Source organism: Kribbella sp. HUAS MG21 (assembly GCF_040254265.1).
Classification (GTDB): Bacteria; Actinomycetota; Actinomycetes; order Propionibacteriales; family Kribbellaceae; genus Kribbella.
On record NZ_CP158165.1, the window covers coordinates 5972054 to 5995924 of the forward strand.

The window sequence follows — 23871 nt, forward strand, 5'->3', positions numbered from 1 at the left end:
AAACCTGTGCCAGCGACAGCTGTCTCCTGCGATCCAGGGGACAGGTCTGTCCGCGAAACTCAGGGTGAGACACGGAGGCGGTCGATGTTCAAGCGTATCGCAATAGTGAACCGGGGTGAAGCCGCGATGCGGCTGATCAACGCGGTCCGGGAAGTCAACGCCGAGGGCGGTGACCCGATCGAGACCGTGGCCTTGTTCACCGACGGCGAGCGCACCGCGACCTTCGTGCGGGCGGCGGACATCAGCTATCCGCTCGGCCCGGCGTCGGCGCGGCCGTACCTGGACCTCGCGGTGCTGGAGCGCGCGCTGCGCGAGACCGGGGCGGACGCCGCCTGGGTGGGGTGGGGGTTCGTCGCCGAGGACCCGGCGTTCGCGGAGCTGTGCGAGCGGCTCGGCGTCACGTTCATCGGCCCGTCGGCCGAGGCGATGCGCAAGCTCGGCGACAAGATCGGCTCGAAGCTGATCGCCGAGGAGGTCGGCGTCCCGGTCGCGCCGTGGAGCCGCGGCGCGGTCGAGTCGCTGGACGCGGCGCTCGCGGCGGCCGAGCGGATCGGGTACCCGTTGATGCTCAAGGCAACGGCCGGCGGCGGTGGCCGCGGCATCCGGGTGGTCCGCTCCGCCGACGAGCTCTCCGAGGCGTACGCGCGGACCAGCGACGAGGCCGCCCGCGCGTTCGGCAGCGGCGTGGTGTTCCTGGAGCGGCTCGTCACCGGCGCCCGGCACGTCGAGGTCCAGGTGATCGCCGACGGCGAGGGTACGGCGTGGGCGCTCGGCGTCCGGGACTGCTCGGTGCAGCGCCGCAACCAGAAGGTCATCGAGGAGTCGGCGTCGCCGCTGCTGTCGGCGGCGCAGGTCGAGGACCTGAAGGCGTCGGCCGAACGGCTCGCGGTCGCGGTCGGGTACCGGGGCGCGGCCACGGTCGAGTTCCTGTACCACCCGGGGGAGAAGTCGTTCGCGTTCCTCGAGGTGAACACCCGGCTGCAGGTCGAGCACCCGATCACCGAGCTGACGACGGGCTTCGACCTGGTGAAGGCCCAGTTGCACGTGGCGTCCGGCGGCCGGCTGGTGGGCAGCAAGCCGGTCGAGAGCGGGCATGCGGTCGAGGCCCGGCTGAACGCCGAGGACCCGGACCGCGACTTCGCGCCGTCGCCGGGGCGGATCGCCGTCCTCGACCTGCCGGCCGGTCCCGGGATCCGGGTCGACACCGGCGTCAGCGCGGGGGACAGCATCCCGGCCGACTTCGACTCGATGATCGCGAAGATCATCGGCTACGGCCGCACCCGCGAGGAGGCGCTCGCGCGGTTGCGCCGGGCGATGGCCGCGACGACCGTGCTGATCGAGGGCGGCGCGACCAACAAGAGCTTCATCCTCGAGCTGCTCGACCAGCCCGAGGTGATCGACGGCAGCGCCGACACCGGCTGGATCGACCGCGTCCGCGGCGAGGGCCGCCTGGTGTCGCACCGGCACTCCGGCGTCGCACTGGTCGCCGCGGCGATCGAGGGGTACGAGGACGCCGAGCAGGTCGAGCGGACCCGGCTGCTGGAGACCGCGCACGGCGGCCGGCCGCAGGTCCAGCATGAGGTCGGCCGCGCGATCGACCTCAAGCTGCGCGGCGCGAGCTACCGGGTCACGGTGGCGCGGATCGGCCCGGAGCGGTTCCGCGTCGGCGTCGGCAACGGGAACGAGCACCTCAAGGTGGTGGACGCCGAACTGGAGCGGCTCGACGACTACACGAGCCGGCTGGTCGTCGGCGGGCAGCGGTTCCGCCTGGTCACCGCGACCCACGGCCCGGTCCACCTCGTCGAGGTCGACGGCGTGACGCACCGGGTGAGCCGCGACGAAGGCGGCGTACTGCGTTCGCCCGCACCGGCGCTGGTGGTGGCGACGCCGGTCCAGACCGGTGCCGAGGTCGAGGCCGGCGCGCCGGTCCTGGTGCTCGAGAGCATGAAGATGGAGACGGTGCTGTACGCGCCGTTCAAGGCGACCGTGAAGGAGCTGCAGGTCTCGACCGGCAGCCAGGTGGAGACCGGCGCGCCGCTGATCCGGCTCGAGCCGGTGGCCGACGAGTCTGCAGTAGCGGAGGCCGCGCCGGTGCAGAACGGCGTACAGCTGGATCTGCCGAACGGGACCGGGAAGAAGTCCGCGGCCGAGCGGGTGGAGCGCGGGCTGGACGACCTGCGGAGCATGCTGCTCGGGTTCGACATCGACCCGCAGGACGAGGGCGGCATGCTGGCCGACTACCTCACCGCGCGGGCCGAGCTCGCGCATCAGCGCGCCGAGCCGCCGGTCGCCGCCGAGATCGAGCTGCTGACGGTGTTTGCGGACTTCGCGGAGCTGAGCCGCAACCGGCCGGCCGGCGACACGGACACCACGATCGAGAACCGGGTGCACAGCCCGCGCGAGTACTTCTACACCTACCTGCAGAGCCTCGACCCGGATCGCGGTGGGCTGCCCGCCGAGTTCCAGGCGCGGCTGACCCGGGTGCTGAGCCACTACGGCGTGACCGGGCTGGAGCGGAGCCCGGAGCTGGAGGAGGCGGTCTTCCGGATCTTCCTCGCGCAGCAGCGCTCGACTCCCGACGTGGTGCTGGTGACCTCGGTGCTGCAGCGGTGGATCGAGGAGAGCTTGCCGGAAGCGCCGCTCGACGAGTCCGTGCACGAGCTGCTGGACCGGTTGGTGCTGGCCACGCAGCTGCGTTTCCCGGTCGTCGGCGACCTCGCCCGGAGCGTGCGGTTCCGGTGGTTCGACCAGCCGCAGGTGGACGCCGAGCGCGCCTCGATCATCGCGGGCGTCGGCGACGAGGTCGCGGACCTGGCCGCGCACCCGGACGCGCCGGACCGGCAGCAGCGGATCGACGCGCTGGCCGCCATCCCGGAGCCGATCGTCCGGTTCCTCGCGCAGCGGGTGGAGCGCGGCTGGGGCGAGTGCGAGCCGATGCTGGAGGTGCTCGTCCGGCGGCACTACCGCGAGTACGAGCTGCACGACCTGAAGGAGTTCGCCGTCGACGGGCGGCCGTTCGCGACCGCCGACTACACGATCGACGACCGCCCCAGCCACCTGGTGACGACGGTCGGCACGGTCGCGGAGCTGGCCGACCGGGACAGCGGCCTGACGCGGGCGCTGACCGCCCAGGTCGACGCCCGTACGGCGGGACATGAAGCGGTCGTCGAGCTGTACCTGTACGGCCCGGACCTGCCCGAGTCGCAGCAGGAGGCCTCGGACCGCTACCGCCGGATGGTCGCCGACCTCCCGATCGCCCAGCGGGTACGCCGGATCTCGGTCGCGGTGGCCCCGGGCGAGGGGCGTCCGGTCTCGTACTTCACGTACCGCCCGGCCGGCGGGTCGATGACCGAGGACGACAACGTCCGCGGCGTGCACCCGATGGTCGGCCGCCGGCTGAACCTCTGGCGGCTGCGCGACTTCCGCATCACCCGCCTCGACGCGCCCGAGGACGTGCTGCTGTACTACTGCGTCGCGCGCGAGAACGAGGCCGACCGGCGGCTGGTCGCGCTGGCCCAGGTCCGCCAGTTCGCGGTCGTCCGCGACGAGGACGGCCAGGTCACGTCGCTGCCGCACGCGGAGCGCGCGATCGCGAACTGCCTGGAGGCGATCCGGCGGGCCCGCACCGAGCGCGGCGCGGCGGGCGCGAAGCTCGACATGAACCACGTCTGGGTGCAGATCTGGCCGGTGGTCGAGGCGCAGGTCGACGAGGTGACCGCGCTGCAGCGCAACATCGCCCCGATGACCGCGGGCGCCGGGATCGAGGAGGTCCTGGTCCAGGGCCAGGTCGCGGGGCCGGACGGCACGGTCAACCCGGTCGCGGCGCGGTTCTACTACCAGCACGGCGCCGGTGTGGTGACGTCGGTGGAGCAGCCGCCGACCGGGCGGTTGCTGCCGCTCGACGACTACGCGCAGAAGGTGCAGCGGTCCCGGCGGCGGAACACGATCTACCCGTACGAGGTCAGCGGCATGGTCGCCGGCCAGGGCGGCTCGTTCGTCGAGCACGACCTGGACGACGCCGGCCGCCTGGTGCCGGTCGACCGTCCGAAGGGCCTCAACAAGGCCGGCATCATCGTCGGCATCGTCACCACGCCGACCATCCGGTACCCCGAGGGCGTCACCCGGGTCGCGATGAGCGGCGACCCGACGAAGGCGCTCGGCGCGGTGGCCGAGGCGGAGTGCGCGCGGATCATCGCGGCCCTCGACCTGGCGGAGCGCATGCAGGTCCCGGTGGAGTGGTACTCGCTGTCCGCCGGCGCCCGGATCTCGATGGACTCCGGCACCGAGAACATGGACTGGGTCGCCAAGGCGCTGAAGCGGATCGTCGAGTTCACCCAGGCCGGCGGCGAGATCAACGTCGTGGTCGCGGGCATCAACGTCGGCGCGCAGCCGTACTGGAACGCCGAGGCGACGATGCTGATGCACACCAAGGGCATCCTGGTGATGACGCCGGACAGCGCGATGGTGCTGACCGGCAAACAGACGCTGGACTTCTCCGGCAGCGTGTCCGCCGAGGACAACTTCGGCATCGGCGGCTACGACCGGGTGATGGGCCCGAACGGCCAGGCGCAGTACTGGGCCCCGGACCTCAAGGGCGCCCGGGACGTCCTGATGACGTACTACGACCACACGTACGTCGTCCCGGGCGAGCGCGGGCCGCGCCGGGCGGAGACCACCGATCCCGTGGACCGCGACGTCACGCCGTACCCGCACGAGGTCGCGGGCAGCGACTTCAAGACGATCGGCGAGATCTTCTCGGCGGCGACAAACCCGGACCGGAAGAAGGCGTTCGACATCCGGACGCTGATGCGGGCCGTCACCGACCAGGATCACCCGGTGCTGGAGCGCTGGGCCGGGATGGCCGACGCGGACACCGCGGTCGTGCAGGACGCGCGGCTCGGCGGGTACCCGGTCTGCCTGGTCGGGATCGAGTCCCGGTCGGTTCCGCGCCGGGGCTTCCCGCCCACCGACGGGCCGGACACCTACACGGCCGGCACGCTGTTCCCGCGGTCGTCGAAGAAGGTCGCGCGGGCGATCAACTCCGCGAGCGGGAACCGGCCGCTGGTGGTGCTGGCGAACCTGTCCGGGTTCGACGGCTCCCCGGACTCGATGCGGAACCTGCAGCTCGAGTACGGCGCCGAGATCGGGCGCGCGATGGTGAACTTCCGCGGGCCGATCGTGTTCTGCGTCGTGTCGCGGTACCACGGCGGCGCGTTCGTGGTGTTCTCGAAGTCGCTGAACCCGTCGATGACGGTGCTCGCGGTGGAGGGTTCGTTCGCCTCGGTGCTCGGCGGCGCGCCGGCGGCGGCCGTCGTGTTCGCGGCCGAGGTCGACGCGCGGACCGCCGCGGACCCGCGGGTCGCGTCGCTGGCCGAGCGCGTCGGTGAAGCGGCCGGTGCGGAGCGGGCCGCCCTGGCGACGGAGCTCGCGGAGGTGCGGACCGTCGTACGGGCGGAGAAGCTGAGCGAAGTCGCAGCCGAGTTCGACCGCGTGCACAGTATCGAGCGGGCACGTGAGGTCGGGTCGGTCGACGAGGTCATCAAGGCGAGCGAGTTGCGGCCAAAGTTGATCGAGGCAATCAATTCCGGGATGCCCCGGGCTTGATCGTTCGTCTACCCTGGAAGCATGCGTACCGGCAGGGGCGGTCGCAGTAAAGCTCGCGCGCTGATCATGTTCATCCTCGTGAGCGTGCTGTCGGGTGCGCTGGCGGCGGGACTCGCGGTCCCGTTCGCCGGCTTCGCCGGCCAGGGCTCGGAGCAGGTCGCGGAGACCGTGCAGAGCCTGCCGAAGGAGTTCGAGAGCGATCCGCTGGCCGTCCGCAGCCGCATCCTGGCCGCGGACGGCTCGCTGCTCGCCACGCTCTACGAGCAGAACCGGGTGCCGGTCCGGCTGAGCGCGATCAGCCCGATCATGCGCAAAGCGATCATCGCGATCGAGGACTCCCGGTTCTACGAGCACGGGGCCCTCGACCTGAAGGGCACGCTGCGCGCGATGGTGCGCAACCAGACCGGCGGCGAGGTGCAGCAGGGCGGGTCGAGCATCACCCAGCAGTACGTGAAGATGAGCCTGGTCGAGAAGGCGAAGAACGCGGCCGAGCGGGCGAAGGCCACCGAGGTCTCGTACCAGCGCAAGCTGACCGAGCTGCGGTACGCGATCGCGGTCGAGAGCCAGCTGTCCAAGGACCAGATCCTGGAGCGCTACCTGAACCTGGCGAACTTCGGCGACGGCACGTACGGCGTCCAGGCCGCGGCCCAGCACTACTTCCGCACGACGGCCGACAAGCTCACGCTGCCGCAGGCCGCGCTGCTCGCCGGCCTGGTGAAGAACCCGACCGGGTACGACCCGACGAACGACCTGGCCCGCGCGAAGGGCCGCCGGGACGTGGTGCTGCGGCGGATGCTCGAGCTCGGCGTGATCACCCCGCACCAGGCGAACCAGGCGCTGCGGTCGCCGGTGATCGACCCGGCGAAGGTCGAGCCGGTGCCGAACGGGTGCGCGAACTCGCGGTACCCGTTCTACTGCGACTACGTGGTCTCCAAGCTGCTGGAGAACCCGGAGCTCGGCAAGACCGTGAAGGACCGCGACCACTACCTGAAGACCGGCGGCCTGCTGATCCGGACCTCGATCGACCCGAAGATCCAGGCCGCCGCGCAGGCGTCGATCGAGCGGCACACCCAGCGCACCGACAGCGCGATCGCGGCGATCACGATCGTCGAGCCCGGCACCGGCCTGGTGAAGGCGATGGTGCAGAGCCGCAAGTACGGCAACGGGCGCTTCCAGACGAACTACAACTACAACGTCGAGAAGTCGTACGCCGGCGGGTACGGCGGGTTCCAGAACGGCTCGACGATGAAGGCGTTCACGGTCGCGGCCGCGCTGGCCAAGGGCATCCCGATGGACTACCGGATCAACTCGCCGCAGCAGATCGACATGAGCAAGACGAGGTTCCAGACCTGTACCGGGACGACGCGCGACCCGACGTACCGGCCGCGGAACTCGACCCGCGGCGGCAACCTGACCATGGTCGAGGCGGCCCGCTACTCGACCAACACCTACTTCCTGCAGCTGTCGCAGCGGACCGGGCTGTGCGCGATCGCGAAGGTCGCGGCCAAGCTCGGCATGTACAACGGCCAGACCGGGAAGCCGCTCGACGAGGTCATCTCGATGACGCTCGGCGTCGGGTACGTGACCCCGCTGATGCTGTCGAACGCGTACGCGACGTTCGCGGCGCGCGGGAAGTACTGCGCGCCGCTGGTCGTCACTTCGGTGCGGGACAAGGCCGGGCGGCCGGTGCCCGGACCCGGGTTCAACTGCCGGCAGGTTCTGCCGCGCCAGGTCGCGGACGGCGTGAACCGCGTCCTGAGCGCCGTGATGATGCCGGGCGGCACCGGCGGGCGGCTGCGGTTCGGCACCCGGGACATGGCCGGCAAGACCGGGACGATCCAGGAGAACAAGGCCGTCTGGTACGCCGGTTACACGCCGAACCTGGCGGCCGCCTCGGTGGTCGCGGACGCGAACCTGCCGTACACGAACCTGATGCACCGGCACACGCTGAACGGCCGGGACATCGCTGACCCGACCGGTTCCGGTACGGCGGGACCGCTCTGGCAGACCGCCATGCAAGGTGCGCTCAGCGGCCTGCCGGCGGAACGCTTCGTCGCGCCGCCGAAGCGGCTGATCGGCAACCCGAACGCCAAGCCGCCGGCCACCACCAGGCCCACGCCGAACCGGCCGCGCTAAGCCTAGATCGGTCTCAAGTCGCTGCCCGGGACCCAGGTGATCCGGCCGTCCTTGTCGCGGAACCGGCCCAGCCACACGCCGTTGTCACGGATCCAGACGTCCAGCTCACCGGTCGCCCAGGTCGCCCGCTGCACCGGCTGCGCGGGGTCGACGTGCCGCACGGCGTCCGCGGCCCGCGGACCGTGGGCGTCGTACTGCACGTCGAGATCGGCGGCCAGCTCGCGCGCCTTCCCCTCGTCGTCGATCCCTGTTGCACGCCACCCGTTGACCGCACCGTCCCAGACGCCGAACCCGGAGGATCCGTCGTCGGACGGGCGAACCGTGAACCGACCAAGCATGTTTTCAGATTAACGCCTCCTCGAACATATGTTCTAGTCTTGATCGGGACAGGAGGTGTGTGCGATGGGCAACAGGGCGACGGGGCGCTCACGTCCGGTAGCGGAAGATGATCCGGCCGCGGTCGAGGTCGTAGGGGCTGAGCTCCACGAGGACACGGTCCTCGGGGAGGATCTTGATGTAGTTCTTCCGGATCTTCCCGCTGATGTGGGCGAGGACCTGGTGCCCGTTGCTGAGCTCGACCCGGAAGTTCGCGTTACGGAGGCACTCGACGACGGTGCCCTCCATCTCGATACCGCCTGCTTTTCTGGGCATCGGTCAGGCCTTTCCCGGCCGGTGGACCAGTTCCAGCGCGCTACCGGTCCGGCGCGCGCCGAGTCGTTCGAGGAGAGCGGTCGCGGCCGTGTTGGTCTCGTCGACCTCGGCCGTCGCCGCCTCGAAGCCGGCGCGGCGCAGCTCGTCCAACGCGTGGCTCAGCAACGCCCGGGCGATGCCGCGCCGGCGCTCCGCGGTCAGTACGGCGACCAGCCCGATGCGCGGGCGCCGGGTCCGCGTCGCGACCCGGACCAGGCCGACGTACCGTCCGTCGTTGATCGCGACGGTGTAGTTGGCGGGGTCGATCGGGTGGCTTCCGCCCTGCCAGGGCAGGACCTCCGCGGGCATCCTTTGCCAGGACCCGATCTCGTTGCGGATCGCGCGGTCGAGTTCATGCAGTGGGGCCTCGTCGGGGGCCGTGATGGTCACCCCGGGCGGTGCGGTCGCGGCGGTGTGCTCCGTGGGTACGGCGTATTCCCACTCGCGGCGCCAGGTCGTGAATCCGGCGCGGGTCCAACTGGCCGTGAGGTCGTGGTCGGCCTCGTCGACGATCGTGAAGAGCGGTTGTGTGTGGTCGGCCGACAGGGCGGCGGCGAGCTGGTCGAAGACGTCGTCGCGCCACGTGTCGATGCTCAGGAAGGTCCGGCCGTCGAGCCGGCGGGACGCGTGTGCGCGGCCGACGACCAGGTCGTTCTCCACCGCGTGCCACTGGTTGTCCGCGACGCGATTGATCGTCACCGCGCCCAGGGCCGAATGCGAAGGGTTCATAGGTGTTTCCTCTCGGGAGTCTCTCCAGGCGCTCCCGGCGACACCTACGTCAGTCGCCCGCCCGTGAACACGAGAGGGGAGCACCCACTGCTACTGCGTTCATGGGGGCCTCACCTCCAGGCGTGCTTGTCACGGACCCCGGCACGGTACCAAGGCGTGAGCGGTGGCAGCCATCCATTTACGCGCCGCTGTCGGCGGCGCCTGGTTGGATGGCCGGATGCCGATCCTCTTCGTCGACCTGGAAACCACGAGCGTCCGGGAGCCCTGGCTTCCGGGTGGCCGGCAGATCTGGCAGCTGGCGGTGATCCGCCGCGAGGACGACGGCCGCGAGACGGCGTACAACCGGTTCGTCCGGCTGGACGAGCTGGACCTGTCGCTCGCGACCGAGCGCGCGCTGGAGATCAGCCGGTTTCACCGGCACCCGTCGCTGAACGGGTCCGAGCAGGACGTGTACGGCGGGCGGGAGATCGCGGAGCTGATGGTCGAGCTGACCGCCGACGAGCCGCTGTGGGTCGGGGCCGCGCCGTGGATGGACGCGACCGACGTACTGCACCTGATGCACCGCCACGGCCTGGTCGCGGACGACGCGCCGGACGTCCCATGGGACTTCCGCCTCGTCTGCGTGATCAGCCAACTCCTCGGCCGCACGAACCAGCCACCGACAGCAGACGTCAGCAACCTCGCAGCAGCCATCGGCATCGACCAGTCCTCCTACGCGATCCACGACGCCCTCGCCGACACCTACTTCGTCCGAGACGTCTTCGACGCACTGCGTTCCACGGATTAGCGGAGCGCGTTCAGTTCGTCGAGGGTGCGGTGGGCGCGGTTGACCACTTCTGGGACGGCGTCGTGGCGGCCGTGGCGGATGGGCCACTCGAGCTGCACGAGGATCTGTGTCGCTGCGAGCACCGCCGCCCTCTGCCAGCCGACCAGGTTGAGGATTCTCGTCCACAGGCGCCTTCGGGCATCTTCCAGCAGCGGGTTCTGGAAGGTGTGCCACTGGAGGGTGGTGAGATCGGTCGCCCGCGTGCCGCTCCCTGCGTTTCCGATGTCTACGACCGCAACCACCGCTCCGTCGCGGACCAGGACGTTGTCGGGCTTGAGGTCCGCGTGGACCATGTCAGGTGCTTCTCGTGGTGGTGGGGCGTCGGCGCACATGGTCCGCAGGCGCTCGACCAATGCCGACACCACGGAGGAATAGCCGGACAGCTCGGCGACCGCCCTCGACCGGCCTGGAGTTCGACGATCTCCATCAGCTGGTCAACGAGGGACGGGGTCAGCTCCGGCGCGGGAGCCGCGTCGACGAAGTCCATCAGCTGCCATACGTGAGTGGACGTGGCTCCCACGCCGAGGCAGGCCGGGGTGGGATAGCCGCGGCTGCGCATGTGCTCGACGATTCTCTGGGCTCGCAGCGCCTCGTCCAGCTGGTTGTGGCGTGCCCGGGGCCAGGCTTTGAGCACTGCATTTGCCCTCCCGTCCAACTGGACGCGCAGGGCACCCACATCGAAGTGCGCCACCCTGCCAGGTCGGGGTCCGCTGTTGCCAACAGATTTGGTCTCGAGGTCAGTCGAGGCCTTCGACGATGCGGAAGTCGCGTTCGACGCCGTCGGAGAGGGCTGCCAGCGCCTGCTGGTACGCCTCGCTCTCGCGCGCGGCGACGGCTTGTTCGAAGCCGTCGAACTCGACCACGACGGTGCGCTCGGCGATTCCGCCGTCGTACGCGGCGACCCGACCGCCACGGATCAGGGTCCGGCCACCCGCGGGCCCGACGGCCAGCGGGGCCAGTTTGTTGTAAGCGTCCAGCTTCTCAGGGTCTTTGATGGTGCGGTAAACGCTGACCCAGTAGGCCTTGGGCATGGAACCTCCAGTGGTCGGGCTGACTACGGCTTGGTTTCGGACGAGCGCCGGCGGGCGAGAGCGAGGCTTGTCAGCGTTGTGATCGCCATGGCGCCGATGCCGACCAGCGCCGCGGTGGTGTAGGCGCTGTCGTCGGGGAAGCGGTGGCCCGGGCGGGTGCCTGCGGCGAGGATCAGGCCGCCGATGGCGCTGCCCAGCGCGTACCCGACGCTGCGGACGACGTAGTTGAAGCTCATGGCGCTCGACGTCTCGCTCTTCGGGGTGACGGCCAGGATGACGCCGGGCATCGCGGCCGAGAAGCCGCCGACGCCGAAGCCGAGCACGCCCATCGCCGCGAACAGTTCGGCCAGGTCCGACCGGGCCGCCGCGAACAGGGCGAACCCGCCGCCGACCACGACGGCGCTGCCGGCCAGGAGCAGGGGGTCCGCGATCCGCGTCCGGATCCGCGGCGTGAGCTTGCCGGCGACGAACCCCAGCACCGAGAACGGGACGAGGACCAGCCCGGCGACGAAGGTCGTCAGCCCGAAGCCGTAGCCGGCGCCGTGCGGCGTCTGCGCGTACCGCGTGATGAGCGTGAGCAGGAGGTACATGCCGATCCCGGCGACGAACATGGCGAGGTTCGCCCCGGCGACCGCCGGGTGCCGCACCGCCCGCACATCGACCAGAGGCGTCGTACTGCGCAACTCGATGACGGCCCAGACACAGAGCAGTGCCACCGCGACGACAGCGAGGGTCGCTGCCACGACGAGGTGCCGGCTCCACAGATTCCGTTCGCCGGCGAGGAACATCACCAGCAGCAGCGCAGCGGCCAGGACGATCGCGCCTGGCACGTCCACGTGAGCGGAGCGGCCTTCTGGGGCTTCGGGCATGGAGCGCCACGCGGTCAGCAGGGCGGCTGCGGTGACGACCAGGCCGAGTCCGTAGGCGGCCCGTACCCCGCCGAGCTCGGCGAGCAGTGCGGCCAGCGGGTAGCCGACGCCGGCCCCGATGATCGAGACGACCGAGATCAGCGCGATCACGGCCGCGCTGCGCGCCTCGGGAAGGTGGTCCCGGGCCACGCCCATCATCAGCGCCGTCAGCCCGAGCCCGACGCCCTGGGCCGCCCTGCCGGCCAGCAGCCAGGCGAACGGCAACGGCAGCACGGTGAGCGCGCTGCCGGCGACGACGATCGCCAGCGTGACGAGGATCGTGGCCCGCCGGTGTGGGCCGGCTCCGAGCCGGCCCAGGACCGGGGTGGCGACGGCGCCGCTGAACAGCGCGACGGTCAGCGTCCACTGCGCGCTGCCGAGCGAGACGTGGAACGAGGTCGCCACGCTGGTGATGAGCGGCGTACCGAGGCTGGCGACCGCCGCCACGACCAGAGCGATGAACATCAGCGCGGGGACCAGCAGCCGTGCCTCGGAACGCGCCGCCGGGAACGCCTCCATCCCGCCGGCCGGCTGCCCGGTCACTGCTTCGGCCCTTCGCGGTCCTGGCTTTCGAGCTCTGCCAGATGCTGCAGTGCCGGAAGGGCCGCCAGCAGCGCCTCGATCTCGTTGTCGGTGAGCTCGTCGATCAACCGCTCGAACGCCTGGACGCCCGCCTGGCGCCGCGCGCGGACGTAGGAGGCGCCGGCCTCGGTCACGTGCACCAGCGTGATCCGCTTGTCGGACGCGTCGCCCCGCCGCTCGACCAGACCGGACGACTCCATCACCCGGACCAGGGCGGTCATCGCGGGCTGGGTGACGCCCTCGACCGCGGCCAGATCGGTGATGCGCCGCGGGCCGGTCCGGTCCAGGGTGGCCAGGGTGGCGGCGGACGTCAGGCTCATGTCCCGGGGCAGGCGTCTCACGGCCCTGGTGGCCAGGCCGTAGAGGGCCGCCCCGATGGCGGCGGACGCGTCTTCGCGACTCATGCCGGAAGCATAACACTTTTATATTTACTGCTTATGGAAGATCGAGGGGAACACATGTTCTAATATGGTCACGTGGGCTACAACAACCCGCCGATCAAGTGGTCGGAGCTGGAGCGCAAGCTGTCGGACCGCTCGCGCCCGGGCAGTCACGGCGGCCGCCCGGTCACGGCCGACGGCGGCGACAGTCCTGCCTGGTCCCAGCACCGCGGGCCGTACGTTCCGGAGCCCGTCCGCCGGCCCGAGCACTCGGTGCCGTACGCCGAGTTGCACGTCCACTCGAACTTCTCCTTCCTGGACGGCGCCTCCCAGCCGGAGGACCTCGTCGAGGCCGCCGTCCGGCAGGGGCTGCACGCGCTGGCGCTGACCGACCACGACGGGTTCTACGGTGCGGCGCGATTCGCCGAGGCCGCGGCGGCGTACTCGCTGCAGACCGTGTTCGGAGCGGAGCTCTCACTGGACCTGACCGGCCCGCAGAACGGGGTGGCCGATCCGGAGGGCAGCCATCTGCTGGTGCTGGCCGAGGGCCAGGAGGGGTACCACCGGCTCGCCGGCGCGATCACCGAGGCGCAACTGGCGGGCGGCGAGAAGGGGAAGCCGGTCTATGACCTGGAAGAGCTGGCCGCGGTCGGCAGCGACCATTGGGTGATCCTGACCGGCTGCCGCAAGGGACCGGTCCGGCAGGCGCTCGAGCGCGGCGGCCGCGCCGACGGCCCGGCCGCGGCCGTCCGCGAACTGGACCGGCTGACCGCGCTGTTCGGCAAGGACCGGGTGGTCGTCGAGCTGATCGACCACCACCAGCCCGCCGACACCACGCGGAACCGGATCCTGGCCGGCCTCGCCGACCGGCACGGCCTCCCGGTAGTTGCCACGAACAACGTTCATTACGCCACCCCCGCCAAGCACAAGCTCGCCGCCGCGCTGGCCGCCGTACGGGCTCGTCGCGATCTGGACGCGATGGACGGCTGGCTGCCGTCGAGCGGGATGGCGTTCGTGCGCTCCGGCGCGGAGATGGCGGCGCGCTTCCAGCGGTACGACGGGGCAGTGGCGCGCTCGGTGACGCTGGCCGACCAGCTCGCGTTCGATCTCGCGCGCGCGAAGCCGAACCTGCCGTTGCGCGACGTACCGGACGGGCACACGCCGATGTCGTGGCTGCGGGAGCTGACGTTCCGCGGCGCCTTGAAGCGGTACGGGACGCGCGAGGCGCGGCCGGACGCGTACGAGCGGTTGCAGCGGGAGTTGGACGTGATCGAGGAGAAGGGCTTCCCGGGGTACTTCCTGATCGTCGAGGACATCGTCCGGTTCGCGCACGACAACGGGATCCTCTGCCAGGGCAGGGGATCCGCGGCGAACTCGGCGGTCTGCTACGCGCTCGGGATCACCGCGGTGGACAGCGTCCTCTACAACCTGCCGTTCGAGAGGTTCCTGGCCACCACCCGCGCCGAGGAGCCGGACATCGACGTCGACTTCGACTCCGGGCGCCGCGAGGAGGTGATCCAGCACGTCTACGACAAGTACGGCCGCCGCAACGCCGCCCAGGTGGCGAACGTGATCTCCTACCGCCCGAAGTCCGCGGTCCGCGACATGGCGAAGGCGCTCGGGTACTCCGTCGGCCAGCAGGACGCCTGGTCGAAACAGGTGGACGGCTGGAGCCCGGAGATCACCTCGACCGAGCACGACATCCCGCCGCAGGTGGTGGCGATGGCGACCGAGTTGCTGAAGTTCCCGCGGCACCTGGGGATCCACTCCGGCGGGATGGTGCTGACCGAGCGGCCGGTCGGCGAGGTGGTGCCGATCGAGCACGCCCGGATGGACAACCGCACGGTCCTGCAGTGGGACAAGGACGACTGCGCGTGGATGGGGCTGGTGAAGTTCGACCTGCTCGGGCTCGGCATGCTGGCCGCGCTGCAGTACTGCCTGGACATGGTCCGCGAGCAGGTGGGGGAGTCGTGGGAGCTGCACACGATCCCGCGCGAGGAGGCCGGTGTCTACGACCAGCTCTGCCGGGCCGACTCGGTGGGCGTGTTCCAGGTCGAGTCCCGCGCGCAGATGGCGACCCTGCCGCGGCTGAAGCCGCGCCGGTTCTACGACCTGGTCACCGAGATCGCGCTGATCCGGCCCGGGCCGATCCAGGGCGGCGCCGTCCATCCGTACATCCGCCGCCGTACCGGGGAGGAGCCGGTCAGTTACCTGCACCCGAAGCTGCGGCCGGTGCTGGAGCGGACGATGGGCGTGCCGCTGTTCCAGGAGCAGCTGATGCAGATGGCGATGGCGGTCGGTGAGATCGACGGCGACGAGGCCGACCTGCTCCGGCGCGCGATGGGGTCGAAGCGCGGCATCGAGCGGATCTCGTCGCTGAAGGACAAGTTGTACGCCGGGATGGCTCAGAACGGGATCACCGGCGACCTGGCCGACGAGATCTACGCCAAGATCGAGGCGTTCGCGAACTTCGGGTTCGCCGAGTCGCACTCGATCAGCTTCGCGCTGCTCGTCTACTCCAGCACCTGGCTGCGGCTGCACTACCCGGCCGCGTTCCTCGCCGCGCTGCTGCGGGCGCAGCCGATGGGGTTCTACTCACCGCAGTCCCTGGTGGCCGACGCCCGCCGCCACGGTGTCGAAGTACGGCGTCCGCACCTGCACCTGTCCGGCGTCGACGCGGGGCTCGAACTGCTGGTCCAGGGGCAGGAACTCACCGGGCCGACCGGCATGGACTCGTGCTTGGCGGATCCGCAGCCGTTGGTGGGCCCGTTCGATCCTCACGCGCCGTTCGACACCACGGTGCATCGGCGTGACGGCGCGTTCGCCGTACGGCTCGGGTTGTCCGAAGTACGCACGGTGGGGGAGAAGGGCGCGAAGCTGATCGTCGAGGAGCGCGAGCGCGGCGGGCCGTTCACCGAGATGGCCGACCTGGTCCGGCGTACCGGGATCACCGCGGCGCAGGTCGAGGCGCTGGCGACCGCGGGGGCGTTCGACTGCTTCGGCCTCGATCGGCGGCAGGCGCTGTGGGAGGCGGGCCGGGCCGCCGAGGAACGTCCGGGTCAGCTGGCCGGGATCACCGCGGCGGGCCCGCCGCCGACGCTGCCCGGGATGAGCGACATCGAGGCGGACATGGCGGATCTGTGGTCCACCTCGATCACCACCACCAGCCACCCGATGGAACGCATCCGCGCCCGCCTCCGCGCCGACGGCATCCTCTCGGCCGCCGAACTGAAGGCGGCCCCGAACGGCGCCCGCGTCCGGGTGGCCGGGGTCGTCACCCACCGCCAGCGTCCGGCGACGGCCTCCGGGGTCACGTTCATGAACCTCGAGGACGAGACCGGCATGGCGAACATCGTCATCACCGTAGGCTGCTGGCACCACCACGCCGCCGTAGCCCGCAACGCCCCCGCCCTCATCATCCGCGGCCGCGTAGAACGAGCCGGCGAAGTAACCAACCTCTCCGCCGAACACCTCGAACGCCTCCCCCTGGCAGCCCGAACCAAGTCCCGAGACTTCCGCTGACCCAATCGGACACCGCTACGCGGCGGCTGCTTTTGTTGGCCGCCTTCGGGGCGTGGAGGTCAGGTGGGGCGGGGTGGGCGGGTTAGGAGGTGGCGGAGGCGATGGAGGGTTTGGTCGGTGAAGAGGCCTGTTAGGCAGCCCGTTAGGACTAGGACGGCTACTGCGGCGCTTGAGGTGGTTTCGTCGCCGATGCTGAGGAGGCCGGTGTTGACGGCTATCACCGAGACTGAGCCGAGTAGGGCGGACCAGAGTGGGCGCATGAGGTACCACGCGAGCTGGTGATTCGGGGCGGTGGTGCGTGCGAATGCCATGCTCTGGTGGATCACGCTGCCTACTGCTCCGGCGGCGGCGCCTACTATCAGCAGGCTCATGTTTAGGGTTACTGCCAGGCTTGCGACTTGCAGGCTCGCTACCTGTTGTGGGGCGGCGGTCTCCTGGGCTGCTACGAGTTGTTCGGCGAGGCCGTACGCCGCTACGAGGCAGGGCAAGGTGATGACCGCTTCGAGGATGTTGACCGCGACGATCACCCGCCGCGGCGGCCGACGCCGCGTTCGTCGCGCCCGCCGGGTTCTGACGGGCGCCGTCCGCGGTGTTCCGGGATCCGCCGTGGACGGTTCTTGGTTGGGTTTGTTGCTCATGGTTGTTCCTTCCCCCTATCTGGTCGGAGTCGCGACGGGACGGCGCGATACACGTACAGTCGGAGGTGGGAGGAGTTATGGCTGTCGACGTGTTGACGGAGACCGTGATCGAGCGGCCGGTCGAAGTGGTGGCGGGTTACGCGGGTGATCCGTCCAACGCGCCGGAGTGGTACTCGAACATCGAGTCCGTGGTCTGGCGGACGGAGCCGCCGGTCGCGGTGGGGTCGCGGATGGACTTCGTGGCGCACTTTCTGGGGCGGCGGCTCGCGTACACGTACGAAGTCGTCGAGCTCGTCCCGGGCGAGCGGCTGGTGATGCGGACGGCGCAGGGACCGTTCCCGATGGAGACCAGTTACGAGTGGACGCCGACCGGGGAAGCGGCCACCCGGATGACGCTCAGGAATCGCGGTGAACCCAGCGGGTTCGCCGGTGTCGCGGCGCCGTTGATGGCCGCCGCGATGCGTCGCGCCAACACGAAGGATCTCGCCCGTCTCAAGGCGCTGCTCGAAGCCCGGTGAGCCGGCGCATCCTGGATATCCTCAGGGCGGACAGCGATTTCCAGGATGGGTGGATGCCGTGTACGCCTGTGTGGTGCATGCCGCGGGAGATCTGCGGATCGAGGAACGTGAAGCGGTGGCGCCAGGCGCCGGGCAGGTCGCGGTGCGGATCGCGTACGGCGGGATCTGCGGGTCGGATCTGCACTACTACCGCGACGGCGGCGTCGGCGACTTCAAGGTCCGGCAGCCGTTGGTGCTCGGCCACGAGGTGGTCGGACGGATCAGCCAAGGCACCGACGAATTCGCGGAGGGCGCGCCCGTCGGGATCCACCCGGCGGCACCCTGCGGCACGTGCGCGGAATGCCGCCGCGACCGCCGCAACATCTGTGCCTACAGCAACTATCTCGGCAGCGCGGCGCGCGACCCGCACATCCAGGGCGGGTTCGTCCAGGAGCTGATCGTCCCGGTCGACCAGGTACGCGTGTTGCCGCCAGGGCTCGAGCTGCGGACCGCCGTACTCGCGGAGCCGTTGTCGGTGGCGATCCACGCCGTACGGCAAGCCGGCGAAGGCGCAGTGGACGGGAAGCGCGTCCTGGTCACCGGCGCGGGCCCGATCGGCCTGCTCGTCGTCGCGGCGTTGCGGCAGTCCGGCGCGCGGGAGGTCGTCGTCAGCGATCTGCACGAGACCCCGCTGACGCTCGCCACCCAGGTCGGTGCGACGCACACCGTCCAGGTCGGTACTGCGGACTGGCCCGACGAGATCGACGTCGCGATCGAGGCGTCCGGTACGGCGGGCGGCCTGCGTACCTGTCTGGAACGGGTACGACGCTGCGGCACCGTCGTACAGGTCGGCTCACTGCCCGGCGGCGACACGGCGTTCGCCGGGAACGTGCTGATGACCCGCGAACTCACGCTGACGGGCGCGTTCCGGTTCGACCACGAGTTCGACACCGCGATCGACTGGCTGGCCGGCGGGCTGCCCGTCGACCCGATCGTCACGCACACGTTCCCGCTCGCCGACGCGAAGGCCGCCTTCGACCTCGCGAGCGACCGCACCACCGCCTCGAAGGTACTACTGGATCTCAGCGTCGGTACACCGCGCTGAGCCTGCCGTCCGCGTCGACCGATTCGAGGATCGCGCCCGCGATCTCGGCCAGTTGCCCGATCTGCTCCGGAGTCAGTACGTCGATGACGTGCCGGCGGACGGTCTCGACGTGGCCGGGGGCGGTCGCCTTGATCTTCTTCCAGCCGGCCGCGGTGAGCCGCGCGTTGGTGGCGCGGGCGTCCTCCGGGCACGGGAACCGCTCGACCAGGCCGCGGTCCTCGAGCCGCTTCACGACATGCGACAGCCGGGGGAGCGTGGCGTTCGTCAGCTGGGCGAGCGCGGTCATCCGCAGCGTCCGCTTCGGCGCCTCGGACAGCATCGCCAGCACGTAGTACTCGTAATGCGTCACGCCGGCGTCGCGGCGCAGCTGCGTGTCAAGGACGCCGGGCAGCAGCTCGACCACGCCGACCAGCCGCAGCCACGCGGTCATCTCCGCGTCGTCCAGCCACTGGGTGCTCATGCGGACCATTCTGCCACCCGGATGGTTGTAGCTACAACCAACCTGCGCTATCGTGATAGTTGAAGGTACAACCAAAGGAGCGAGAGCATGACGCACGTCAGCATCATCGGCAGCGGGAACATGGGACAGGCGATCGCCGCGGTCGTCGCCAAGGGCGGCAACACCGTCGAGCTGTTCAACTCCACCGACAAGGACAAGGAGGTCACCGGTGAGCTGGTGATCCTCGCGACCCCGTATCCGGCATACCAGCAGATCGTCGCGGACCGCGCGGAGCAGCTGGCCGGCAAGGTCGTCGTCGACATCAGCAACCCGCTGAACTTCGAGACCTTCGACTCGCTCGTCGTCCCCGCAGACGGCTCCGCGGCCGCCGAACTGGCCGAGCAGCTTCCGGACTCCACGGTGCTCAAGGCGTTCAACACCAACTTCGCGGCCACGGTCGCGAGCGGCACGGCCGGCGAGGTCCCGACGACCGTCCTGATCGCGGGCGACGACGCGGAGGCCAAGGCGCTGCTGGCCGGCATCGTCTCCGCCGGCGGGCTCAAGGCGGTCGACGCCGGTTCGCTGAAGCGGGCCCGTGAACTCGAGGCGATCGGCTTCCTGCAGCTCACCCTCGCCGTGGGTGAGAAGACCCCCTGGACGGGCGGCTTCGGCCTGGCCTGACGGCGCCGCTCCCTCGTCGGCCGCCCCGCGTTCCGCGCGTGAAAGAAAAGTGAAAGTGCGGCGCGGTTGGCTGTGGCGACGACGAAGGGAGTTCCGCGATGAAGTTGGGTCTGACGTTGCCGACGATCGGCGTCGGCACGAGCACCGCGGCGATCACGGAGGTCGCCCAGGAGGCGGAACGGATCGGGCTGGACTCGGTCTGGACGTCCGAACGGCTGCTGAATCCGGTCGACGGCGCGTTCGGCATCGGCGCCACCGAGCCGACGCCGCTGCCGGACGGTTACCGCAGCGTCTACGACCCGTTGGAGACGCTGGCGTACGTCGCCGCGCGCACCAGCACGATCGCACTGGGGACGAGCGTGCTGGACCTCCTGCTGCACAGCCCGGTCGTGCTGGGCCGTCGGCTCGTGACGCTGGACCAACTGTCCGGCGGGCGGCTGCTGGCCGGTGTCGGCGTCGGCTGGATGGCGGCCGAGTTCGAGGCGGTCGGGGTGCCGACCGAACGGCGGGGCGCGCGACTGGAGGAGTACATCGCCGTACTGCGTGCTCTCTGGGGCCCGGACCCGGTCGCGCACGACGGCGCGTTCTACACGATCGCACCGTCGTGGTACGGCCCGAAGCCGGTCGTTCCGGGCGGGGTCGCCGTCCTCGCCGGGGCGATGGCGCCGGCCGCGATCGAGCGCGCCGGGCGTCTCGGGCTGGGGCTGAACCCGATCATGATGACCTGGGAGATGTTCGAAGGATCGGTCTCCACCTTCCGCGACGCGGCCGCGAAGGCCGGGCACGATCCGGCGTCGCTGCCGATCGTGGTCCGGGTCAACGGTGAGGTCACCGCCGCACCGCTCGACGACCGCCAGCCGCTGACCGGCAGTGTGGAGCAGGTCCTGGACGACCTGGCGCGCGTCGCACGATCCGGTGTGGATCACGTGTTCTGGAGCGCGGGCGAGGACGTCGACCGGCAGCTCGAGGTGATGGCGGAGCTGCGGCGCTCGATCTGACCACATACTGGCAAACGCTTACCCAAGCGTGGCCGTCCCTGACACACTGAGTGGCCATGACAGCGGCTCGGGTGATCAACGACAACGGTGCTTGGTGCTGGTTCCAGGACGAGCGGGCGGTGGTCGACCCGGACGGCGGCGTCCTCGTCGTCGGGTCGATCGCGGCGCCCGAAGGACCCGGCGGCGCCGGCCGCGCGGGCAACGTCGAGCTGACGGTCGTCGACCTGCGATCCGGGGCGGCCGAGGTCGTCGTACTGCATGAGCGGTTCGAGGCCGACGACCACGATGTCCCGGCGTTGTGGCGGCGGCGCGACGGCCGCTGGCTGGCCGTCTACACCAAGCACAAGACCGACGACCTGACGCGCTGGCGGGTGAGCGAGCCGGGCGACCCGCGCAAGTGGGGCCCGGAGCGGACGTTCGACTGGAGCGAGTTCACCGGCGGTCGCGGTGTCACGTACTCGAACCTGCACGAGCTCGACGGCCGGCTGTACTGCTTCGCGCGGGCGGTGAACGACGACCCGTGTGCGCTGGTGTCCGACGACGACGGCGACACGTGGACGTACGCCGGGAAGCTCTTCACCCGCCCGAAGGTCGGCTACGTCAACGGCTACACCCGCTACGTCTCCACTCCGTCACGCATCGACCTGATCACGACCGACCACCACCCGCGCGACTACAACAACTCGATCTACCACGGCTATCTGGAGGCCGGCGCGCTGCACCGCACCGACGGCACCGTCGTGGACGAGATCGCGCTCGACGCCGACGCGCCCTCGCAGGTGGAACTCACCACGGTCCTCGCCGCCGACTCGGTCTGGGACGGCGAACCGATGACGCACTGCTGGACGGTCGACATCCGCCGCGCCGACGACGGCACGCTCGCCGCGGTCCTGCTGGCCCGCTGTGACACCCCGAACCAACCCGAGGACGCCTTCGCGCGTCTCCATCCGGTGCCGGACCACCGCTTCTTCTACGCCCTCCTCGCGCCCGGCGGGACCTGGCAGGTGCACCAACTGGCGAAGGCCGGCCACGGCCTCCTCCCGCACGAGAACGACTACACCGGCCTCGTCGCGATCGACCCGTACGACCTCCACTCGCTCTACGTCTCGACGCCGATCGACCCCCGCGACGGCAGCGCGCTGGAGCACCACGAGATCTTCCATGCCCGTACGTCGGACGGCGGCGCGAGCTGGACGTGGATGCCGGTCACCGAGAGCTCGGCCGTCGACAACCTCCGCCCGATCGTCGCGCCCGGCGACCCCCGCCGGATTCCGCTGCTCTGGTTCCGCGGCACGATGACCGCCTCGCAGCACTACGACTGCGAGGTGGTCCTGCTCGACCGTCTCAGGTGACTACGCCTGCAGCGCGGTTCGCGCGGCTTCTCGCGCCGCGCCCGGGTCGTCGGCGGCGAGGGCTACGGCGGCCGCCGTACGGCACAGGTCCAGAGACACCGTCGCGAGCCGCGCGCCGACCGCGGGCAGCGCAGCCGTTGCCGCTGACAACGAGGTGATGCCGAGGCCGACCAGGACGCAGGCCAGCAGCGGGTCCGCGGCCGCCTCGCCACAGACTCCGACCGGTTTGCCCGCAGCGGTCCCGGCCCGCGCCACCTGCGCGACCAGCGCGAGGTGCGCCGGCTGCCACGGGTCGGTCAGGGTGGCGAGTCCGGGGGAGAGGCGGTCGGCGGCCATCGTGTACTGCGTCAGGTCGTTGGTGCCGATCGACAGGAAGTCGACGTGCTCGAGCACGCGATCGGCCAGCAGGGCCACCGCGGGCACCTCGACCATCACGCCGGCGACCAGGCCGCGCGCCCGGGCCCGCTCGGCGAAGAACCGGGCGTCGGCGACGGTCGAGACCATCGGCGCCATCACCCAGGGCTGTTCGCCGGTCTGCTCGGCCGCGCGGGCGATCGCGTCCAGCTGACGGTCCAGGATGCCGGGGTCGTCGAACGCGATCCGCAGGCCGCGGACGCCCAGCGCCGGGTTCGGCTCCGCCGCGGTGCCGGTGAAGGCCAGCGGCTTGTCCGAGCCGGCGTCCAGCGTGCGTACGACGACCTTGCGGCCGGTGAAGGCCCGCAGTACGGCGGCATACAGCTCGGCCTGCTCGTCGACGCCCGGCTCGGTCTCGCGGTTGAGGAAGGCGAGCTCGGTCCGGAACAGCCCCACACCTTCGGCCTGGCTGCCGGCGGCCTGCTGTGCGGACGCGCCGTCCTGGACGTTCGCGAGGATGCCGACCGGGTGGCCGTCGGCCGTGCGGCCTGGACCGCGCCACGCGCTGGTCGCGGAGCGTTGCTCGGCCGAAGCCCGGACGGCGGCGTGGGCCGCGAGCTCGTCGGGGCGGACGAGGATCTCACCGGTCTCGCCGTTCACCAGAACCGGCGTACCCGTCGGGATCTCCGGCAGGTCGGTCACCGCGACGACGCAGGGGATGCCGAGCTGGCGGGCGATGATCGCGGTGTGGCTGGTCGGTCCGCCGAGCCGGGTCACGAGGGCGACCGTGCGCTCGTCGAGGCCGGCCGTGTCCGCCGGGGCGAGGTCGTCGGCGACGAGGACCGACGGCTCCGTCGGCCGCGGTACGCCGGGCTCCGGGGCGCCGGTGAGCTCCGCGACGATCCGGTCGCGGATGTCGTGCAGGTCGGTGACGCGCTCGGCCATCAGGCCGCCGAGCTGGGTGAACAGCGCGGCGAACTGATCGGTGGCCTCCGCACACGCGTGCACCGCGTCGGTGCCGGTCCGGATCCGCTGGGCCGCGGCGGCGCTCAGCCCGCGGTCGCGGGCCAGGTCGGCGGTCGCGCTCAGCACCTCGGCCGCCGCACCCGAGGCGAGTGCGGCGCGTTCGGTGAGGCGCGCGGCGACCGTTGCGGCCGCGGCGTCGTACCGGGCGATCTCGGTGTCGCGGTCGGCCTCGGCGACGGTGACCGGCGCCGGGACGGGCGGCCGCGGCTCCGGGCGGATCACCGGGCCGTAACCGACGCCCGGTACGACCGGAACGCCTTTCCAGACGGTGGCTGTGGGGTTGTTCATCGGCAGGTCCTCTGCGTCCGGCGGATTGCCAGGACGTTACGAACTGACCTCTTGACATGTCAATAGACCGGGCGTAAAACCAACG

General features: G+C 70.8%; 19 protein-coding genes. 9 read left to right on the forward strand and 10 right to left on the reverse strand.

The window, feature by feature from the left end:
• Positions 1-84: 84 nt before the first annotated feature.
• Positions 85-5604 (forward strand): carboxyl transferase domain-containing protein, encoded by a 5520-nt coding sequence (locus ABN611_RS28910; protein WP_350275401.1) that lies wholly within the window; start codon positions 85-87, stop codon positions 5602-5604.
• A gap of 21 nt (positions 5605-5625) precedes the next feature.
• Positions 5626-7740 (forward strand): transglycosylase domain-containing protein, encoded by a 2115-nt coding sequence (locus ABN611_RS28915; protein ID WP_350275402.1) that lies wholly within the window; start codon positions 5626-5628, stop codon positions 7738-7740.
• Between the two features lie 2 nt (positions 7741-7742).
• On the opposite strand, the gene ABN611_RS28920 is transcribed toward ABN611_RS28915, so the two are convergent.
• The 3 genes from ABN611_RS28920 to ABN611_RS28930 all read right to left on the reverse strand — a co-directional run bounded on the left by ABN611_RS28920 (position 7743) and on the right by ABN611_RS28930 (position 9159).
• Positions 7743-8078, reverse strand: coding sequence for a hypothetical protein (locus tag ABN611_RS28920; RefSeq protein WP_350275403.1), 336 nt, complete (start codon positions 8076-8078; stop codon positions 7743-7745).
• An 88-nt stretch (positions 8079-8166) separates the two neighbouring features.
• On the reverse strand, positions 8167-8391 hold the full coding sequence (infA, locus tag ABN611_RS28925) for a translation initiation factor IF-1 (RefSeq protein ID WP_350275404.1): 225 nt from the start codon (positions 8389-8391) through the stop codon (positions 8167-8169).
• 3 nt (positions 8392-8394) lie between these two features.
• On the reverse strand, positions 8395-9159 hold the full coding sequence (locus ABN611_RS28930) for a GNAT family N-acetyltransferase (protein ID WP_350275405.1): 765 nt from the start codon (positions 9157-9159) through the stop codon (positions 8395-8397).
• A gap of 217 nt (positions 9160-9376) precedes the next feature.
• On the opposite strand from ABN611_RS28930, the gene ABN611_RS28935 reads away from it, so the two are divergent.
• Positions 9377-9946 (forward strand): hypothetical protein, encoded by a 570-nt coding sequence (locus ABN611_RS28935; protein ID WP_350275406.1) that lies wholly within the window; start codon positions 9377-9379, stop codon positions 9944-9946.
• Here the strand turns inward: ABN611_RS28935 and ABN611_RS28940 are convergent.
• From ABN611_RS28940 to ABN611_RS28955, 4 genes are all read right to left on the reverse strand, one after another.
• Positions 9943-10317, reverse strand: a complete 375-nt coding sequence (locus ABN611_RS28940) for a phosphotransferase (protein ID WP_350281701.1) — start codon at positions 10315-10317, stop codon at positions 9943-9945. The genes ABN611_RS28935 and ABN611_RS28940 overlap by 4 nt on opposite strands.
• A 405-nt stretch (positions 10318-10722) precedes the next feature.
• Positions 10723-11016, reverse strand: coding sequence for a DUF1330 domain-containing protein (locus ABN611_RS28945; protein WP_350275407.1), 294 nt, complete (start codon positions 11014-11016; stop codon positions 10723-10725).
• A gap of 23 nt (positions 11017-11039) precedes the next feature.
• Entirely contained in the window at positions 11040-12467 is a 1428-nt protein-coding gene (locus ABN611_RS28950) for an MFS transporter (protein ID WP_350275408.1), read from the reverse strand.
• The gene (locus tag ABN611_RS28955) at positions 12464-12910 is read right to left on the reverse strand and encodes a MarR family transcriptional regulator (protein ID WP_350275409.1); all 447 of its coding nucleotides are present in this window, start codon (positions 12908-12910) and stop codon (positions 12464-12466) included. Before ABN611_RS28955 ends, ABN611_RS28950 begins: the two co-directional genes overlap by 4 nt.
• Positions 12911-12982: 72 nt before the next feature.
• On the opposite strand from ABN611_RS28955, the gene ABN611_RS28960 reads away from it, so the two are divergent.
• Positions 12983-16408 (forward strand): error-prone DNA polymerase, encoded by a 3426-nt coding sequence (locus ABN611_RS28960; protein ID WP_350275410.1) that lies wholly within the window; start codon positions 12983-12985, stop codon positions 16406-16408.
• Between the two features lie 59 nt (positions 16409-16467).
• Here the strand turns inward: ABN611_RS28960 and ABN611_RS28965 are convergent, their stop codons facing one another.
• Positions 16468-17046, reverse strand: coding sequence for a hypothetical protein (locus ABN611_RS28965; protein WP_350275411.1), 579 nt, complete (start codon positions 17044-17046; stop codon positions 16468-16470).
• A 77-nt stretch (positions 17047-17123) separates the two neighbouring features.
• Between ABN611_RS28965 and ABN611_RS28970 the strand changes: the two genes are divergently transcribed.
• Positions 17124-17564: an SRPBCC family protein gene (locus ABN611_RS28970; RefSeq protein WP_350275412.1), complete on the forward strand. Its 441-nt coding sequence runs from the start codon at positions 17124-17126 to the stop codon at positions 17562-17564.
• A gap of 49 nt (positions 17565-17613) precedes the next feature.
• Positions 17614-18648 (forward strand): L-idonate 5-dehydrogenase, encoded by a 1035-nt coding sequence (locus tag ABN611_RS28975; protein ID WP_350275413.1) that lies wholly within the window; start codon positions 17614-17616, stop codon positions 18646-18648.
• On the opposite strand, the gene ABN611_RS28980 is transcribed toward ABN611_RS28975, so the two are convergent.
• Positions 18626-19108 (reverse strand): MarR family transcriptional regulator, encoded by a 483-nt coding sequence (locus tag ABN611_RS28980; RefSeq protein WP_350275414.1) that lies wholly within the window; start codon positions 19106-19108, stop codon positions 18626-18628. The genes ABN611_RS28975 and ABN611_RS28980 overlap by 23 nt on opposite strands.
• An 87-nt stretch (positions 19109-19195) precedes the next feature.
• On the opposite strand from ABN611_RS28980, the gene ABN611_RS28985 reads away from it, so the two are divergent.
• From ABN611_RS28985 to ABN611_RS28995, 3 genes are all read left to right on the forward strand, one after another.
• Positions 19196-19768: an NADPH-dependent F420 reductase gene (locus ABN611_RS28985; protein WP_350275415.1), complete on the forward strand. Its 573-nt coding sequence runs from the start codon at positions 19196-19198 to the stop codon at positions 19766-19768.
• Between the two features lie 98 nt (positions 19769-19866).
• Positions 19867-20766, forward strand: a complete 900-nt coding sequence (locus ABN611_RS28990; RefSeq protein WP_350275416.1) for a TIGR03619 family F420-dependent LLM class oxidoreductase — start codon at positions 19867-19869, stop codon at positions 20764-20766.
• 56 nt (positions 20767-20822) lie between these two features.
• The gene (locus ABN611_RS28995; RefSeq protein ID WP_350275417.1) at positions 20823-22118 is read left to right on the forward strand and encodes a BNR-4 repeat-containing protein; all 1296 of its coding nucleotides are present in this window, start codon (positions 20823-20825) and stop codon (positions 22116-22118) included.
• Here ABN611_RS28995 and ABN611_RS29000 read toward each other — a convergent pair whose 3' ends face one another.
• Positions 22119-23786 carry a putative PEP-binding protein gene (locus tag ABN611_RS29000; RefSeq protein ID WP_350275418.1) on the reverse strand — a complete coding sequence of 556 codons (1668 nt, stop codon included), beginning with the start codon at positions 23784-23786 and terminating at the stop codon, positions 22119-22121.
• Positions 23787-23871 lie beyond the last annotated feature (85 nt).